The sequence below is a fragment of the Polaromonas sp. C04 genome (genome assembly GCF_002002705.1).
Classification (GTDB): domain Bacteria; phylum Pseudomonadota; class Gammaproteobacteria; order Burkholderiales; family Burkholderiaceae_C; genus Rhodoferax_A.
Window position 1 is genome coordinate 285,184 of sequence record NZ_MUNS01000020.1, and the last position, 16,703, is coordinate 301,886.

15 protein-coding genes are annotated in these 16,703 nt (G+C 66.0%); 5 read left to right on the top strand and 10 right to left on the bottom strand.

All coding sequences use genetic code 11. The features are described 5' to 3' along the window. Positions 1-1,461, bottom strand: coding sequence for an NCS1 family nucleobase:cation symporter-1 (locus B0E49_RS02565; protein ID WP_077560391.1), 1,461 nt, complete (start codon positions 1,459-1,461; stop codon positions 1-3). Between the two features lie 315 nt (positions 1,462-1,776). On the opposite strand from B0E49_RS02565, the gene B0E49_RS02570 reads away from it, so the two are divergent. Genes B0E49_RS02570 through B0E49_RS02590 form a run of 5 tightly spaced genes read left to right on the top strand, consistent with a single transcriptional unit; the run spans position 1,777 to position 6,312 of the window. After that, a complete protein-coding gene (locus B0E49_RS02570; protein ID WP_502688693.1) occupies positions 1,777-3,033 on the top strand; it encodes an ABC transporter substrate-binding protein in 1,257 nt (418 codons plus the stop codon). A gap of 45 nt (positions 3,034-3,078) precedes the next feature. Further along, positions 3,079-3,930 (top strand): branched-chain amino acid ABC transporter permease, encoded by an 852-nt coding sequence (locus B0E49_RS02575; RefSeq protein WP_077560392.1) that lies wholly within the window; start codon positions 3,079-3,081, stop codon positions 3,928-3,930. 1 nt (position 3,931) lies between these two features. Continuing rightward, entirely contained in the window at positions 3,932-4,897 is a 966-nt protein-coding gene (locus B0E49_RS02580; RefSeq protein WP_077560393.1) for a branched-chain amino acid ABC transporter permease, read from the top strand. After that, entirely contained in the window at positions 4,878-5,600 is a 723-nt protein-coding gene (locus B0E49_RS02585; protein ID WP_077560394.1) for an ABC transporter ATP-binding protein, read from the top strand. The genes B0E49_RS02580 and B0E49_RS02585 overlap by 20 nt, the downstream gene beginning before the upstream one ends. A gap of 4 nt (positions 5,601-5,604) precedes the next feature. Beyond that, positions 5,605-6,312 carry an ABC transporter ATP-binding protein gene (locus B0E49_RS02590; protein ID WP_077560395.1) on the top strand — a complete coding sequence of 236 codons (708 nt, stop codon included), beginning with the start codon at positions 5,605-5,607 and terminating at the stop codon, positions 6,310-6,312. 230 nt (positions 6,313-6,542) lie between these two features. Here B0E49_RS02590 and B0E49_RS02595 read toward each other — a convergent pair whose 3' ends face one another. The 9 genes from B0E49_RS02595 to B0E49_RS02635 all read right to left on the bottom strand — a co-directional run bounded on the left by B0E49_RS02595 (position 6,543) and on the right by B0E49_RS02635 (position 16,671). After that, entirely contained in the window at positions 6,543-7,760 is a 1,218-nt protein-coding gene (locus B0E49_RS02595) for an MFS transporter (protein WP_077560396.1), read from the bottom strand. 123 nt (positions 7,761-7,883) lie between these two features. Then, positions 7,884-9,368, bottom strand: a complete 1,485-nt coding sequence (gene xylB / locus B0E49_RS02600; RefSeq protein WP_077560397.1) for a xylulokinase — start codon at positions 9,366-9,368, stop codon at positions 7,884-7,886. A gap of 4 nt (positions 9,369-9,372) precedes the next feature. Continuing rightward, positions 9,373-10,308, bottom strand: coding sequence for an AraC family transcriptional regulator (locus B0E49_RS02605; protein WP_077560398.1), 936 nt, complete (start codon positions 10,306-10,308; stop codon positions 9,373-9,375). A gap of 39 nt (positions 10,309-10,347) precedes the next feature. Continuing rightward, entirely contained in the window at positions 10,348-11,133 is a 786-nt protein-coding gene (locus B0E49_RS02610; protein WP_077560399.1) for an L-iditol 2-dehydrogenase, read from the bottom strand. Continuing rightward, positions 11,130-12,515, bottom strand: coding sequence for a D-arabinitol 4-dehydrogenase (gene dalD / locus B0E49_RS02615; protein WP_077560400.1), 1,386 nt, complete (start codon positions 12,513-12,515; stop codon positions 11,130-11,132). Before dalD ends, B0E49_RS02610 begins: the two co-directional genes overlap by 4 nt. Before the next feature lie 57 nt (positions 12,516-12,572). After that, on the bottom strand, positions 12,573-13,604 hold the full coding sequence (locus B0E49_RS02620; RefSeq protein WP_077560401.1) for an ABC transporter ATP-binding protein: 1,032 nt from the start codon (positions 13,602-13,604) through the stop codon (positions 12,573-12,575). Between the two features lie 18 nt (positions 13,605-13,622). Continuing rightward, a complete protein-coding gene (locus B0E49_RS02625; RefSeq protein WP_077560402.1) occupies positions 13,623-14,447 on the bottom strand; it encodes a carbohydrate ABC transporter permease in 825 nt (274 codons plus the stop codon). A gap of 14 nt (positions 14,448-14,461) precedes the next feature. Next, entirely contained in the window at positions 14,462-15,319 is an 858-nt protein-coding gene (locus tag B0E49_RS02630) for a carbohydrate ABC transporter permease (protein WP_077560403.1), read from the bottom strand. Between the two features lie 44 nt (positions 15,320-15,363). Further along, positions 15,364-16,671, bottom strand: coding sequence for an ABC transporter substrate-binding protein (locus B0E49_RS02635; protein ID WP_077560404.1), 1,308 nt, complete (start codon positions 16,669-16,671; stop codon positions 15,364-15,366). Between the last annotated feature and the right edge of the window lie 32 nt (positions 16,672-16,703).

Consider the following 16,703-nt stretch of genomic DNA (forward strand, 5'->3'; position numbering starts at 1 on the left):
TCAGGCCCGCAGCGCAGCAGCGGATGCCGTCCTGGGCCGGATCGTGGCCAGCGCGAAATACACCACGCCGCCGATCGCGACGCCGAAGAACCAGCCGTAGGTGCCCCACCACGACGGCAGCAGGTGGGTCAGGTTCGGCAGGATGCTGGAAAACACGGCACCGATGGCGGTCGCGATCAGTGCGTTGACGTTCCAGCCGCCCTCATAGCGGTACTCGCCGTTCTCGTGATACAGCGCCTCGATGTTGACCTTGCCTTTGGCAATCAGGTAGTAGTCCACCAGGATGATGCCCAAGAGCGGCCCCATTGTGGCGCCGATCGCGTTGACGAAATGCGAGGCATCGCCATCCCACGGCGCGAACGGATACAGCACCAGCGCGATGAGCGCCGCAATGTAGCCGCCCCTCTTGAAGCTGATGACGCGCGGGAATGCGTTGGAGAAGTCGAACGCCGGCGAGACGAAGTTGGCCACCACGTTGATGCCCAGCGTGGCCACAGCGAAAGTCAGCGCCGCCAGCGCAGCCAGGAACCAGCTGTCGAACTTGGCCGAGATCTGCTCGGGGTGCAGCAGCACTTCGCCATAGACCGTGAACGCGGCGATGGTGGTGATGCCGGCGACCAGCGAGAACAGCAGCAGGTTCACCGGCAGCCCCCACAGGTTGCCCTTGGTGATCGCGGCTCTGTTCCTGGCGTAGCGCGAGAAGTCGCAGAAGTTCAGGTACAGCGCCGCGAAGTAGGTGACCCAGGTCGCGCCCACGGCCATCAGCGCCCAGAACGAGCCGGGCTCGCCGGTCACGCCGGCATCCTTGGTCTTCTCGAGCAGCACGGCTTGGGGAATCCCATGGTCGAACGAGAAGCCGCCCGCCTTGATACACAGACCGATGGCCAGGATCAGCATCGCCACCCAGACGGCGGGGCCGGCCCAGTCCTGGAACCTGCGCACGGTCTCCATGCCGTTCTGGATGATGAGCAGCTGCAGCGCCCAGATGACGATGTAACAGATGACCTCCAGGCCCGAGTGGCCAAGCCAGTGCGTGTTCTGGTGGAACTGCATGATGGCATCGGAGCGCGTCAGCAGCGCGACGATGGCGCCCGAGGCCGCGGCCGTCTGCGCGCCGTACCAGAAGCAGGCGACGATGGCGCGCACCAGCGCCGGCAGGTTGGCGCCCCAGACGCCGAACGAGGCGCGCGCCAGCACCGGGTAGGGCACGCCGGTCTTCTCGCCCGCGTAGCCCACCAGGCTCATCAGCGCGAAGATGATGAGCGAGCCGAGTCCGATGGCGACGATGAAGTTGAGGAAGCTGCCGCACAGCAGGAACAGGCTGGCCGCCAGGTAGTAGCCCCACAGGCTGTGCACGTCCGAGGTCCAGACGTTGAAGATGCTGAAGGCGCCCCAGTGGCGCTCCCGCGCCGGTGCCAAGTCTTCGTTATAGAGGCTGGGTGAAGGATTTCGGATGTCCATGGAATGACCTCGGGTCGGTTGAGTGCTGACGATCAAGATTCGCGCATACCTTGCAAAAGAGTACCCATAGATTGATGGAATGCAAGTTCGTATATAAAAGTGTATACAAAATGGGGACAGCGATTACCGCGGGTTTACCCTGTAAAAATCTCCGTCCTTTTCACAAAGCACAATGAACTGCAGGCCACGCAATGGGTCCGTGCCACGAGCCAACGTTCGGCCCGGGTAATCTCTGTGGCGCCGGCGGCCCGATCAGGCAAATAATGGGCCGCCGGTTTCCGTTCGTATCCGGGTTTTGGTTTTTCAGGAGCAACCATGATGACAATGAAGAAGCTGATGGCGGGCGTCGTCGCCTGCGCCGCACTGGCGTTGGGGCAGCCCGCTCTGGCGCAGCAAAAAACCGTGCGCATCGGGGCCATTTACCCGCTGAGCGGCGCCCTGGCGTCCACCGGTGCGGAGATCAAGGCCGCCATCGAACTGGCGGTGGACATTGTCAACAACCCGCACCCCGAACTCGGCGGTATCCCGCTGGCGGCCGGTGCCGGCCTGCCCAGTCTCGGCGGCGCCAAGATCGAAGTGGTGTTCGGCGACTCCCAGGGCAAGCCCGAGACGGGCCTGGCCGATGCGCAGCGCCTGATCGACCAGGACAAGGTGGTGGCGCTGACCGGCGCGTATCAATCGGCCGTGACCAAGACGGCCAGCCGTGTTGCCGAGCAGGCCGGTATCCCCTTCCTGAACGGCGAGTCCAGCAGCCCCGACCTGACCGATCGCGGCTACAAGTGGTTCTTCCGCACGACGCCCAACGATGATACGTTCGTGGACAACATGATGCAGTTCCTGAAGGGCGTGAAGAAGGTGCCGACGAAGAAGATTGCCGTGGTGTACGAGAACACCGACTTCGGCGTGAACACCTACAAGGCGGTCGAGAAATTTGCCAAGAAGTACAACCGCGACATCGTTGCCAACATCGCCTACGCGGCGGGGTCGGCATCGGTCACGGCCGAGGTGCAAAAACTGGCGGCCGCCAAGCCCGACGTGGCCATCTTCGCCAGCTACACGTCCGACGCCATGCTGTTCGTGCGCACCATGCGCGAGACCAAATACGCGCCGCCCGTGCTGCTGGCCAACGATGCCGGCTTCATCGATTCGCGTTTCGTGCAGGAAGTGGGCCCGCAGGTGCAGGGCGTGCTGACCCGGGACGTTTGGGGCAACGACCTGGCCAGCGCCAAGCCGATCATCAAGACCCTCAACGACATGTACAAGGCCAAGACCGGCAAGGACATGAACGGCAACAATGCGCGCTCGATGCAGGGCGTGCTGGTGCTGGCCGACGCCATCAACCGCGCCGGCTCGACCGACCCCGAGGCCATCCGCAAGGCGCTTGCCAGCACCAACCTGGCCGAAGCGCAAGTGATCATGCCGTGGGCCGGCGTCAAGTTCGACGAGAAGGGCCAGAACGACAAGGGCTCGGGCCTGATCCTCGAACTCAAGGGTGCCCAGTACCACACGGTCTGGCCCGAGAAGTACAAACTCGACAGCACGATGCCGACCCTGCCTTTCAGCTGGAAATGAAAGACGGTAGGGGGCGGTCCGTGAGACCGGCCGCAGGAGCCTGGCGTGTTTGAAGCGCTTGCCGCCGGCCTTTTCAATGGCCTGATCTATGCCGCGGTGGCGGTCGGTCTGGCGCTGATCTGGGGCATCACCGATGTCCTGAATTTTGCGCACGGCGAGTTCCTGATGCTGGGCATGTACGCCGCCTACTGGATGTTCACGCTGGGTCACCTCGATCCCCTGTTTTCCGCGCCGCTGGTGGCCTGCGTGCTCGGATTCGTCGGCTTCATGACCTATGCGCTGATCATCCGCCGCCTGCAGAAGGGCCCCGCCATGGCGGCCATTCTGGCCACCTTCGGACTGGGCCTGGTGCTGCGGCAGCTGGCCTTCATATTTTTCAGTCCCGACTACCGCAGCCTGCCCGACACGCTGGTCTCCGGCAGCGTCAGCCTGGCCGGCATCTCCACGGGGCGGCCGCAGGTCATCACCGGCATCGTGGCGCTGGTGGTCATCGTCGCGCTGTTTTTCCTGGTGTACCGCACGCGCTGGGGCCATGCGCTGCAAGCGGTGGCCGAAGACCGCCAGGTCGCCGCGCTGGTGGGCATTGCGCCCGACCGCGTCAACGCGCAGGTCTGGGTGCTGGGCAGCGCCGTCGTCGGCCTGGCCGGTGCGCTGCTCACCACCTTTTTCTACGTGTTTCCGTCGGTGGGCACGGTGTTTGGCCTGATGGCGTTTGTCGCGGTCTGCATGGGCGGCTTTGGCTCCTTGCCCGGCGCCTTCATCGCCGGGATTCTGATCGGCATCATCGAGGCGATGACCGGCTATTTCGTGGAACCGGCGCTGAAGACGGTCAGCGTTTTCATCGTGTTCGTGCTGGTTCTGTGGTACCGGCCGCGCGGCCTGTTCGGGCGGTGGTGAGATGAGCCGCCCCTCCATTTCGCGGCTGCCGCTGCTGGCCGCCGTGGTCATCGCGGCGCTGCTCGCGCTGGTGCCCGTGGTGGTGAAGGACTCGTTCACCATCCAGGTGCTGCTGCTGGCCATCATGTTCGGCGCGCTGGGCGCCTCGTGGAACCTGGTCGGCGGCTTTCTGGGCCGCATTTCGTTTGGGCACAGCGTCTTCGTCGGGATCGGCGGCTACACCACGCTGCTGTTGCTGCACCATCTGAAAATCACGCCGCTGATCGGCATTCCGGTGGGCGGCCTGATCGCGGGCGCCATGGCCTACCTGGTCGGCGGGCCCACCTTGCGGCTGTCGGGCCATTATTTTGCGATGGCGACGATCGCCTTGCTGCAGATCGGCCTGATTCTGGTCACCAACTGGCAGTGGGCCGGCGGCGCCGTGGGCATGGAGGCGCCGATCGCCAGCGCGCCCTGGATGCTGCTGTTTCGCACCAAGGTGCCGTACTACTGGATCGCCGTCGCCCTGGCGCTGCTGACCTTTGTGGCAACCCACTTCCTGGTGCACTCGAAAAGCGGCTTTTACTGGCGCGCCATCAACGGCGACGAGGCTGCCGCCCGCAGCCTGGGGGTGCCGGCCGAGCGCTACAAGATGCGCGCGTTCGTGCTGTCCGCCGTCATGACCGGCGTGTGGGGCGGCTTTTTCGCCATGTACGTCGGCTTCATCGACCCCGATTCGATGTTCAACCTGACGTTCTCGGTGCAGATCGTGCTGGTGGCGATCCTGGGCGGTGTCGGGACGCTGTCCGGGCCGTGGCTGGGTGCCGCGCTGCTCATTCCGCTGTCGGAGGGCACGCGCGTGTTGTGGGGCAGTTCGGGCAAGGGGCTGGACCTGCTGGTGTTCGGCCTCGCCATCCTGCTGGTGACGATGTTTCTGCCGGGTGGTCTGGTCACGCTTCGGAGGCGTCGTGGCGCTGCTGGACGTTAAAGGCCTGAGCAAGCGCTTTGGCGGATTGGTGGCCAACAAGGACATCAGTCTGGCGGTCGAGCCCGGCGAGATTCTGGCCATCATCGGACCCAACGGGGCCGGCAAAAGCACGCTGTTCAACGGCCTGGTGGGCCATCACGCGCCGACCTCCGGCAGCGTGACGTTCAATGGCCAGTCCATGCTCGGACTGGCGCCAGAGCAGGTCGCCGCGATGGGGCTGGTGCGCACCTACCAGATTCCGCGCAGCTTCGGCCAGATGACCGTGCTGGAGAACACCATGGTGGGCGCGTTGCTGCGCCATCCCAAACTCGCCGATGCGCGCGAGGCGTCCGAGCGCGTGCTGGCACTGGTGGGCCTGCGCGAGCGCACGGACGTGCGTGCGGCGGAGCTGAACGTGGCGGGCCAGAAACGCGTGGAACTGGCGCGCGCGCTGGCCACGGAGCCGAAAATGCTGCTGCTCGACGAGGTGGCCGGCGGGCTGAATCCGAGCGAGGCGATTGCGCTGACCGAGATATTGCGCGGCATTCACACCGCCGGCGTCACCCTGATCATTGTCGAGCATGTGCTGGAGGTGGTGATGCGTCTGGCGCACCGCGTGCTGGTGCTCAATTTCGGGCAGATGATCGCCGAGGGCGCACCGCAGGACATCGTGCGCAATCCGGCCGTGATCGAAGCCTATCTGGGAAGGAAGCACCGTGCCTGATGCGATGTTGAAGGTCGACGATCTGCACGTGGCCTACGGCGGCGTGCAGGCCGTGCGCGGCATTTCACTGGAAGTGCGCACCGGCGAGGTTGCGGCCTTGCTGGGCGCCAACGGCGCGGGCAAGTCCAGCACCTTGCTGGCCATCGTGGGGTCGGTCAAACCGGCAGGCGGGCGCGTGACGTTCGAAGGGCAGGACATCACCGGCCAGCCGCCCGAGGTATTGATCAGGAAAGGCATCGCCCTGATCCCCGAGGGCGCGCGCGTGTTCGCACGCCAGCCCGTCGAGCAGAACCTGCGCCTGGGTGCGTACATCCTGCGCGATGAAGCCCTGTATCGGCAGCGCCTGCAGCGGGTCTACAAACTCTTCCCGCGCCTGCTGGAGCGGCGCGAACAATTGGCCGGCACCATGTCCGGCGGCGAACGCCAGATGCTGGCCATCGGCCGCGCACTCATGAGCGGGCCGCGCCTGCTGCTGATCGATGAGCCCAGCCTGGGCCTGTCGCCCATCCTGATCGAGCAGGTGTTCGATGCGCTGGTGGCGCTGAACCGGCAGGACGGCCTGGCCGTGCTGCTGGTCGAGCAGAACATGGCGCAGGCGCTCGAAGTGGCAACGCGCGCGTATGTGATGCAAAGCGGGCGCATCGCCCTCGAAGGCACCGCCGCCGACCTGGCCGCGTCCGACGAAGTTCGCAAGGCCTATCTCGGGATGTAGATGAAAACGGGCTGCAGCCCTTGTGCTTCAATGGAAGGTAGCTATGAATTCAATAGCGACTGAGGCACCCGACCCAGGCTGCCAGGCCAAACCCCCAGCATCGGCGGCCGCCATTGCAACCAGGCGTGGGCGGCGGTTGGTGAGCACTGCGCGCTTGCTGTTTCGAGAAAGCAGTAGCTCGCAAGCCTTGCGTCCAGGACCGCATCGACTGATTCCGGTGGTCCGGAGTTTCAGCTCCGTTCGGAGCCGTGCGTTTCAGGAATCCAATAGGCCAGCGTCCCCGCCGCAGCGAAGGCGATGAGCCCGGTGGCGGCGATTCCTGCTGCCAGTGACAAGCTGCCCGCCAGGAATGACAGCAGTACCGGTCCGCACGAGGAGCCGATGTCGGACATCAGGCGCCACACACCGAGGAAGTGCGCACGTCCATGCCGCGGGGAGTGGTCGGCGCCCAGGGTCATGATCATTCCCGAGCCAATGCCGTTGCCGAAACCGATGGACAGCGAGGCGAGCAACAACGTGTTGAAGCCCGACGTGAAAGGCATCCACAGCATCGCCATGCCCATGATGAGCATCGATGGAACCGCGACCCAGCGCCTGCCCTTGTGATCCATCACCTTGCCGGCCGGGTAGAAGACCAGCATGTCGATGCCGCCTGCCAGGCCGTAGACCAGCGATGCCACGGCAGGTGCCAGCGCGAGGTGATCGGCCCACAAAGGGATGACCACCTGGCGCGATGCCCGCACGGCACTGACCAGCACAACGCCCAGGCCCAGCGTGAGGAACACATGGCGATGATCCCTGAGTGTCGAGACGATGGTCGTGGCGGCCGGTGGCGTCTGGCCGGGCGGGGTGGGGGGTGTCTCCAGGTCCGGGACACGCGCACCGATGGCCGCTGCGCCCAGCACGCCCGCAATCCCCACGCCGAAGGCCGCCTGCAGGCCAAACGCATGGATCGCAGCGGCTCCGAGAAAGGGGCCGATGAACATGCCGATGCGCATCACTCCCCCCAGTGTCGACAGCGCCCGCGCCCGGTACGCGATCGGAACGGCCTCCGTCATGTAGATCTGGCGCGCCAGGTTGTACACGGCCTGTGACATGCCCACCATGAGGCAGCCGGTTGCGAACAGGGCCAGGTGCGACGTCAACACGCAAAGTGCCAGACCGAGGCCACTCCAAAGACCCGCGGCGACGATGGCCCCGCGCTCGCCCCAGCGCATCGTGATCAGCGACGCCGGAATGTTGTTGAGCAGCGAGCCGATGCTGATCAGGGCGACGACCAGCGCGGCCATCGGCACGGAGGCGCCCAGGTCACGCGCCATCAAAGGAATGATCGGGAGAACGGCGCCTTCGCCCAGCCCGAATAGCAGCGAGGGGCCAAAGGCCGGCACGGCGATTTGCCTGAGAGAAAACTCAGCCGAAGAGGCAGGCGTGGCAGGAAGGGACGACATGCGGACAGTCAGGGCGCGAACACCCGCCTGGAAACGGCGGGCGGGAAGCCATTATCTCCTTGCGCGAAACGGGGCCGGACTCGAACTGGTCTACCAGCATTTCGCCAAACACGACAACGCGCGTCATGCTGCTTCCTCCGGGATATTCGCGAAGTGCGGCGCCAGCGCGGGGTAGAGCGCACGAAAGCGCTGGTAGCGCGGCCGCAGCAGCGCGGTCTCCATGGTGTTGGGCTCGAACAGGCGCCCGCCCTGGGGCGCGCGGCACACCTGTGCTTCGTCCCCGCCATCCGCCAGCCAGCCCAGCCGTGCGGCGCCCACGGCCGCGGCGGCGTGTGCGCCCTCATGCCGGCGCAGCGCGCAGCCCAGGCCGCAGGCCAGCAGCTGCGCCCACAGGTCGCTGCGCGCACCGCCGCCCACCAGCGCCAGTTCGTTCGCCAAAGGGCCGCCGCCGCGCATCGCGGCGAAACCGTCCATCAGCCCAAAGCTCACGCCCTCGACCACGGCGTAGCCGATATCGGCGGCGCCGTGCTCCTGGCGCAATCCCGTGAAGGACGCGCTGGCGTGCGCGTTGTTGTGCGGTGTGCGCTCGCCCGACAGGTAGGGCAGGAACAGCGGCGCCTGCGCGCGCCGGGCCGGCTGCAGCAGCGCCACTTCTTCCAGCAGCGCCGCTTCGCTGCGTCGCCCCGTCAGGCGCGCGGCCCAGGCCAGTGCGCTCGCGGCACTCAGCATCACCGACATCTGGTGCCAGCGCCCGGGGAGCGCATGCGCAAAGGCATGCACCGCCTGCGCGGGCGCCGGGCGAAAAGAGTCCGTGGCGAGAAAAATCACGCCTGAGGTGCCCAGCGAGACAAAACCCTCACCCGCGCGGACCACGCCCATGCCCACCGCGCTGGCGGCATTGTCGCCCGCGCCGCCGGCCACCACCACACCGGCAGGCAGCCCCCAGGCCTGCGCGATCTCGGGGCGCAACGAGCCGCCCGGCGCGCTGCCTTCCACCAGGCGCGGCATGTGGGCCAGCGTCAGGCCGCAGGCGGCCAGCATGGGCTCGCTCCAGCGCCGTGCTCCCACGTCCAGCCAGAGCGTGCCGGACGCATCGGACATGTCGCTGACCGCCTCGCCGGTGAGCTGCAGCCGCAGCCAGTCTTTGGGCAGCAGCACGGTGCGGGTCTGCGCGAACACGGCCGCTTCGTGCTGGCGCAGCCACAGCAGTTTGGGCGCGGTAAAGCCGGGCATGGCCAGGTTGCCGGTGATGGCGCGCGACCTTGGCTCGGCGGCCTCCAGCTGCGCGCATTGCGCGAACGCGCGGCCGTCGTTCCACAGCATGGCCGGCCGCAGCACGTGCTGGCGCGCGTCCAGCAGCACGGCGCCGTGCATCTGACCCGACAGGCCGAGCGCGCGCACGCGCGCCAGTGCGCCCGGCGCGGCATGGCGCAACTGCTGCATGGCCCGGTCCAGCGCCAGCCACCAACTGTGCGGAGCCTGCTCGCTCCACAGGGGCTGCGGGTGCGAGACAGCCAGCGGCGCATCGGCCACGCCAGCGAGCTGCTGCGCCTCGTCCAGCAGCACCACCTTGACGCCCGACGTGCCCAGATCGATCCCGAGGTACATGGCGCTAGCGCTTGATGCCGAAGCGGCCGTCCACCTGGCGCCGGAACTCGCCCGGCGTCATGCCCTTGAAATCGAGGAAGCGGCGGTTGAAGTTGGCCACGTTGTTGAAGCCGACCTCATAGCAGATGTGGGTGATGTACTGGTCCGACTCCATGAGCAGCTGGCAGGCGCGGTTGATGCGCACCTGGTTCACGAAGTCGGTGAAGGTGTTGCCCGTGGCGCGGCGGAAGAAGCGCGAGAAGCGGCTCTCGCTCATGCCCAGCTCCGCTGCGAGCTGCGCGGCCGACAGCGGTTGCCCCAGGTCGGCGGTGATGCGGCTCAGGATCGCATTGATCTGGTCCAGCTGGGCCGCGTTGTCCTCGCTTTGCAGCTGCGCGTGCGACAGCAGCCGGTAATCGGTGCAGCGCGCCAGGTCGGCCAGAAATTCGCAGAATGCGCCCAGGCGCGCCAGGCCTTGACGAGCCTTGACCTTGTGCCAATGGTCGACCGCGCGCTCCGACAGGCCGAAGAACTCGACACCGTTGCGTGCGCGGTCCAGCAGCGGCAGCAGCTCGGCCAGCTCGGGCAGATGTGCGGCCGCCTGCGCGATCGGCGCGTGCGCAAACTGGATGACCAGGTCGCGCTCGGCGATGCCGCCTTCCGGCAGATCCAGCGAGATCCAGTTGTGCGGCAGGCGCGGGCCGGTCAGCACCAGGTGGCCGGGCTGGAAGTAGCCGATGTAGTCGCCCACGAAGGTCTTGCCGGAAGAGGCCACGATCAGGTGCAACTCGTATTCGTCGTGGTAATGCCAGCGCGCCAGCGGCGTGGGGAAACCGTGTGCCAGGCAGCGGATGGAGCCGCTCGTGTCGGGCGGCTCGTAGCCCAGCTCGGGGCTGCGCCCGCGGTCGTGCTCCAGTTCGGGCTGGCGCTGGCGGGGCAGGGTGCGGCGACGGGCGGTCATGGGGTCATTCGAGTCATGCGGGGTGAGTGCTCTGCAAGCCTAGCTCATCACCGAGCCACCGTCCACGTTCAGCGTCTGGGCGGTAATGTAGGAGGCCTCGTCGCTGGCCAGAAAGACCGCGGCGCCCGCGATGTCGGCCGGCGCACCCATGTAGCCCAGCGGCACCGCCAGGCCGACCTGCTTCTTCTTTTCCCCCAGTGGCAATTTCTCGTATCGCGCGAACAATGCATCCACCTGTTGCCACATCGGCGTGTCGATCACGCCCGGTGCGATCGCATTCACGCGGATGCGGTGCGGCGCCATGGCCAGTGCAGCGCTCTGGGTGTAGCTGATCACCGCGGCCTTGGTCGCGCAGTAGTGCGCGACCAGCGCCTCGCCGCGCCGCCCGGCCTGCGAGGCCATGTTGATCACCGCGCCGTGCACGCCCTGCGCGACCATGCGCGCCAGCACCTTCTGCATCACGAAGAACATGCCCTTGACGTTGACGGCGAACAGCCGGTCGTACATGGCCTCGTCGCTGTCCAGCAGCGGCGCCAGGTCGAACACGGCAGCGTTGTTGAACAGCACGCCCGGCGCGCCAAAGCGGCTCTCGGCCGCGTCCAGCATCGTCTCGATCTGCCCGGGCCGCGTGATGTCGGCGCTGACGTACTGCAGCCGCCCGGCATGGGCATCCAGCAGCGGCGCCAGCACGGCGGGTGCGGTGGACGCGATGTCCACCACGGTGCAGCGCGCGCCCTGTGCCAGATAGGCCTCGGCGACGGCCAGGCCGATGCCCCCTCCCGCGCCTGTCAACAAGGCGTGCCGATCCTGCAAACGTGCGCTCATGAATGATCCTTTTGAAAATCAATAACTCGTTGTGCGGCGCGTCGCAATGCGCCGAGCAGCCGTGCGTCGCCGGCCAGCTCCGCCCACAGCCCCGCGTCGGCACCCATCGCGGCCACCGGATCTGCTGCTGCGCAGATCCCGTGTGCGGCGGCCGGGTCCATCCCCTGGTCCTCATAGGTGTAGGCCAGCTCACCGCGGTGCCAGCGCTGCAGGAAGGCGAGAAACAGTGCCGGCAGCATCGCCACGCTGTCGATCGTCTGTCCCTGCGCCAGCCGTTCGCGCACCGTGGGCGCGATAAAGCCCGGGATCTTGGAGAAGCCGTCCATCGCGACGCGCTGATTCGTGTCGCGGATCGCGGCGTTGCCGAATCGCTCCAGCACCACGTCGCGGTAGGCCGGCAAATCGACAGGACTGGGGTTGCCGGGTTGGCTCAGGCACGGGATGACGTCGTCGGTCACGTAGTCCCAGGCCATCTGACGGATCGCCGGCGTGTGCGTGCCCTCGTGAATGAATTGCAGGCCGATCAGGGTGCCGGCCCAGGCGATGCAGCTGTGCGTCGCGTTCAGGACCCGGATCTTCGCCTCCTCAAACGGTGCGACCGAATCGACCATCTGCACGCCCACGCGCTCCCATTCGGGCCGCCCGGCGATGAAGTTGTCCTCGATCACCCACTGGATGAAGCTCTCCGCCGTGACCGGCGCGGCATCGATCCAGCCGGTGGCGCGACGCACGCGCTCGCGCAGTTCGGGCGGCGGGCGCGGCGTGATGCGGTCCACCATCGCGTTCGGGCAGGCGGTGTTGGCGTCAACCCAGCCTCGCAGCGCGGCGTCGCCGCTGCGCTCGATAAACTCGAGCAGGCCGGCGCGAAAGCGCTGGCCGTTGTGGCGCAGGTTGTCGCAGCACAGCAATGTCACCGGTCCGGCGTCGGCCGCACGGCGCGCGCGCAGGATGGCGCACACCGCGCCGTAGATCGTGTCGCCCGGCCCACCACGTTTCGCGCGTTCGATGTCGGCTGCGAGATCGCTGAAACCCAGGTCGAGCCTGTCATGGGCGTCGAGGTAGTAGCCGGCCTCGGTCACGGTGAACGAGATCACGCGCGTGGCCGCGTCCGCGCCGCGCGCGATCAGCGCCGCGAGCGTGGGCTCGTAGGGCAGCACCTCGCGGATCGACTCGATGCGCTGGTAGCGGTACTCGCCGGCCGGCGACACGGTCTCCAGCGTATAGCGCCCGCCCTGCGCCCGCAGTGTCCCCAGCAATCCGGCCATGTCGGCGCGCAGGTTGCCGCCCGAGAGCGACCAGCGCGTGTCGCCGGCCTCGATGAGCTGCTGCAGGTAAGCTGCCTGGTGCGCGCGGTGAAACGAGCCGAGCCCCAGATGGAGCATGACCCGGGAAGTGGCTGGCGCTGCTGCGAGTGTCACGTCGAATTCTCCGGAAAATTCTCAGGCGGCGAGTGCGCGGCCTTCTCGATTGAACAGGTGCAGCACCGCGGGGTTGAGCTCCACTCCTACGTCGTCACCGATCTTCAGTGGCGTGCGCTCGTTCTGGCGCGCGATGAGTTGCACACCGCCGACGTCCACGTGGATCAGCGTGTCGTTGCCCAGCGCCTCGATCAGGTCGACGCGGCCCGGCACGCCGGCGCCATGGCCCTGGTGCACGCGCAGGCCCTCGGGGCGCACGCCCAGAAAGCCGTCGCTCGGCAGGCGTCCGCCGGTCTGGTTCGAGAAGCTGGGGATCGCTCCCGCGGCGACCATGTTCATCGACGGCATGCCGATGAACTGCGCCACGAACTGGCTGGCCGGGTGGTCGTACAGATCGAGCGGCGAGCCGACCTGCTCGATCCGGCCGTCGCGCAGCACCACCACGCGGTCGGCCAGCGTCATCGCCTCGACCTGGTCGTGCGTCACGTAGATGGTGGTCGCACCGAGGGCTACATGCAGTTTGTGGATTTCCACGCGTGTGTTGCCGCGCAGCGCTGCGTCCAGGTTGGACAGGGGCTCGTCGAACAAAAACACCTTGGGGGCGCGCACGATGGCGCGGCCGATGGCCACGCGCTGTCGCTGGCCGCCCGACAGCTCCTTGGGCGTGCGCTCCAGGTACTGGGCCAGGTTGAGCTGTCTGGCCGCGTACTCGACCTTCGTCCTGATCTCGTCCTTCGGCACGCCCGCGAGCCTGAGCGCGAACGACATGTTGTCGTACACGCTCATGTGCGGATACAGCGCGTAGCTCTGGAACACCATCGCGAGGTCGCGCTTGCCCGAGGGCATGTGCGTGATGTCCCGCCCGTCGAGCAGCAGCTTGCCGCTGGTGACCGGCTCGAGCCCCGCGATCAGGCGCAGCAAGGTCGATTTGCCGCAGCCCGAGGGGCCGACGAAGACGATGAACTCGCCCTTGGCGATCTCCAGGTTCACGCCCTGGATGACGTGCGTCTCGCCGAAGCTCTTGCGCATGTCCTGAAGCTGAAGGTAAGCCATGCGTTTCTCCTTGTCTGGTTATTTCACGGCGCCGAAGGTCAGACCCTGGACCAGTTGTTTCTGGCACAGCCAGCCGAACACGATGATCGGTGCAATGGCCATCGTCGAGGCGGCGGAGAGCTTGGCCCAGAACAAGCCCTCGGGGCTCGAGTAGGACGCGATCATCACGGCCAGCGTGCCGGCCTTGGCCGAGGTCAGGTTGAGGGCCCAGAAGGCCTCGTTCCAGCTCAGCACCAGGCACAAGAGCCCGGTGGACGCGAGTCCGCCCACGGAAAGCGGCAGCACCACATGGACAAACTCCTTCCACAGGGTGGCGCCATCCATGCGCGCCGCTTCCAGAATTTCGCCCGGGATTTCCTTGTAGCTGGTGAAAAGCATCCAGACCATGATGGGCAGATTCGAGAGCGTGAACACGATGATCAGCGCGGGCACCGAGTCCAGCATGCCGGCGGTCTGCGCCAGCACGTAGATCGGCACGAGGGCGCCGACCGCCGGCATCATCTTGGTCGAGAGCATCCACATCAGGATGTCGCGCGTGAACCGGGTCTTGAAGAACGCCATCGAATAAGCCGCCGGCACCGCAATCAACAGGCCCAGGACGGTCGAGCCCAGGCTCGTGACGAGCGAGTTGCGTGCATACAGCAGGTAGTCGCTGCGGCGCTGCACCTCGCCGAAGTTTTCCATCGTCGGATGGAACACGAACAGCGGGGGCACGTGGATCGCCTGCAGTTCGGTCTTGAATGACGTCAGGAACAGCCAGCCGAGCGGGAAGAACAGCAGCAGTGTCACGAGCCACGCGGTGACGGTGCGCAGCGCCAGGGGCAGGATGTCGTTGGGTGGCATGGTCTTGTCCCCCTTCAGTCCAGGTTCTTGCCGATGATGCGGATCAGGAAGACCGCGGCGATATTGGCCAGCACCACCGCGAACAGCGCACCGGCAGAGGCGACGCCGACGTCGAAATTCAGCAGCGCCTGCTTGAAGATCATGTAGGTGATGTTGGTGCTCGCATTGCCTGGACCGCCGCTGGTTGTGATGGCGATCTCCGCAAAGATGCTGAGCAGAAAAATCATCTCGATCATGATCACCACCGCTATCGGCCGGCCCAGATGCGGCAGCGTGAGGTAGAAGAAGCGCTGCGGCGCGCTGGCGCCGTCCATGCGCGCCGCTTCCATCTGCTCACGGTCGAGCGATTGCAGCGAGGTGATGAAGATCAGGCAGGCAAAGGGCAGCCACTGCCACGCAACGATGACGATGACCGAGAGCAGCGGCCAGTCGGTCATCCAGTCCACCGGGGTGGCGCCAAAGGCGCGCCACACATCGGCCAGCACGCCGTAGATCGGGTTCATCATCATGTGCTTCCACAGCAACGCATTCACCGTAGGCATGACGAAGAACGGGGAGATCAACAGCACGCGCACGATGCCGCGCCCCGGAAACGGGTCGTTGACCAGCAATGCCAGCAGGATTCCGAACACCACCGTGATCACGATTACGCTGCCGATCAGCAGCAGCGTGTTCCAGACCGCCGGCCAGAAGTCCGGGTCGGTGATGAAGTACTGGAAATTCTCGATGCCGGCAAACGTGTGCGCGCCCGGCTGCAGCAGGTTGTAGTTGACGAAGGAGAAATACAACGTCATCGCCAGCGGCACGATCATCCAGAGGAAGAGCGTGAGCACCGCAGGCGCCATCAGCGATCGGGGCATCAGTCGGTTCATGATGGGCTTGTCACCCCTTCCCCCAACGGGGGAGGGGATGGGGCTCACTTGTAGTAGCCGGCCTTGCTCATGTCGCGCTCGACAATCGTCTGCGAGGTCTTCAAAGCCTGGTCCACCGTGACCGTACCGGCCAGCGCCGCACTCATTTGCTGGCCGACCGCAACGCCAATGGCCTGGAACTCGGGGATGGCGACATACTGGACACCGACATAGGGTGACTTCGGCAGCGTGGGGCTGCTTGGATCGGCGCTGTTGATCGCCTCCAGCTCCGCCGGGGCGAATGTGGCGACCTTCTGGAATTCAGGATTGGCATAGGTTGATTTGCGCGTGCCGGTCGGCACCCGCGCCCAGCCGTCCTGTTGCGCCACCAGGTCGACGTAGGCCTTGGAGGTGGCCCAGGTCACGAACTTCTGCGCCGCATCGGCCTTTTGGGTGCTGGCCGGGATGGCCAGATTCCAGGACCACAGCCAGTTGGCCCCCTTCGGCGTGACAGCCACCGGCGACTGCGCGAAGGCCACCTTGTCGGCCACCTTCGACTGCTTCGGATCGCTGATGAACGAGGCCGCGATCGTCGCATCCACCCACATGCCGCACTTGCCCTCGTTGAAGAGCGCCAGGTTCTCGTTGAAGCTGTTGGCCGATGCGCCGGGCGGGCCGTATTTCTTCATGATGTCGACGTAGAAGCTGATCGCGTTATGCCAGGGTTTGCTCTCCAGCTGCGGCTGCCACTTCATGTTGAACCACTGGCCGCCCCAGGTGTTGACCATGGTGCTGAGCAGCGCCATGTTGTCGCCCCAGCCCGGCTTGCCGCGCAGGCAGATGCCATAGACCCCGGCCTTCGGATCGCTGATCTTGGCCGCGGCATCGCGCACCTGGTTCCAGGTCGGGCGTCCGGAGAACGTCACGCCGGCCTTGTCCATCAGGTCCTTGCGGTACATGAGCATCGAGCTTTCACCGTAAAACGGCGCGCCATAGAGCTTGCCCTTGTAGGACAGGCCGGTGCGGATGGCGGGCAACAGATCGTCCACGTCGTAGGCCGCGTCGGTCGCAATGGGCTTGAGCCAGCCCTTCTTCGACCAGATCGGCACTTCGTACAGGCCGATCGTCATCACGTCGAACTGGCCGCCCTTGGTGGCGATGTCGGTCGTCACGCGCTGGCGCAAGGTGCCTTCTTCCAGCGTGACCCACTTGAGCTTGATGTCGGGGTACGCCTTCTCGAAGAAGGGCGTGAGTTTTTGCATCTCGATCATGTGGCCGTTGTTCACGGTCGCGATGACGAGCTCGGTGGCGGCGTGCGCCGTGCCTGCCACGGCCATTGCGGCGGCCAGGGCGAGGGTCGTTGAAAATTTCATGAGCCAGTCTCCTGAAGTTTGTGATGGGAACG

Excerpts from the sequence above, each read along its gene's own strand:
- B0E49_RS02565 (WP_077560391.1), bottom strand. The coding sequence starts at position 1,461 with ATGGACATCCGAAATCCTTCACCCAGCCTCTATAACGAAGACTTGGCA.
- B0E49_RS02590 (WP_077560395.1), top strand. The coding sequence starts at position 5,605 with ATGTTGAAGGTCGACGATCTGCACGTGGCCTACGGCGGCGTGCAGGCC.
- B0E49_RS02610 (WP_077560399.1), bottom strand. The coding sequence starts at position 11,133 with ATGAGCGCACGTTTGCAGGATCGGCACGCCTTGTTGACAGGCGCGGGA.
- dalD (WP_077560400.1), bottom strand. The coding sequence starts at position 12,515 with ATGCTCCATCTGGGGCTCGGCTCGTTTCACCGCGCGCACCAGGCAGCT.
- B0E49_RS02620 (WP_077560401.1), bottom strand. The coding sequence starts at position 13,604 with ATGGCTTACCTTCAGCTTCAGGACATGCGCAAGAGCTTCGGCGAGACG.
- B0E49_RS02635 (WP_077560404.1), bottom strand. The coding sequence starts at position 16,671 with ATGAAATTTTCAACGACCCTCGCCCTGGCCGCCGCAATGGCCGTGGCA.
- xylB (WP_077560397.1), bottom strand. The coding sequence starts at position 9,368 with ATGTACCTCGGGATCGATCTGGGCACGTCGGGCGTCAAGGTGGTGCTG.
- B0E49_RS02625 (WP_077560402.1), bottom strand. The coding sequence starts at position 14,447 with ATGCCACCCAACGACATCCTGCCCCTGGCGCTGCGCACCGTCACCGCG.
- B0E49_RS02570 (WP_502688693.1), top strand. The coding sequence starts at position 1,777 with ATGATGACAATGAAGAAGCTGATGGCGGGCGTCGTCGCCTGCGCCGCA.
- B0E49_RS02605 (WP_077560398.1), bottom strand. The coding sequence starts at position 10,308 with ATGACCGCCCGTCGCCGCACCCTGCCCCGCCAGCGCCAGCCCGAACTG.
- B0E49_RS02595 (WP_077560396.1), bottom strand. The coding sequence starts at position 7,760 with ATGTCGTCCCTTCCTGCCACGCCTGCCTCTTCGGCTGAGTTTTCTCTC.
- B0E49_RS02630 (WP_077560403.1), bottom strand. The coding sequence starts at position 15,319 with ATGAACCGACTGATGCCCCGATCGCTGATGGCGCCTGCGGTGCTCACG.
- B0E49_RS02580 (WP_077560393.1), top strand. The coding sequence starts at position 3,932 with ATGAGCCGCCCCTCCATTTCGCGGCTGCCGCTGCTGGCCGCCGTGGTC.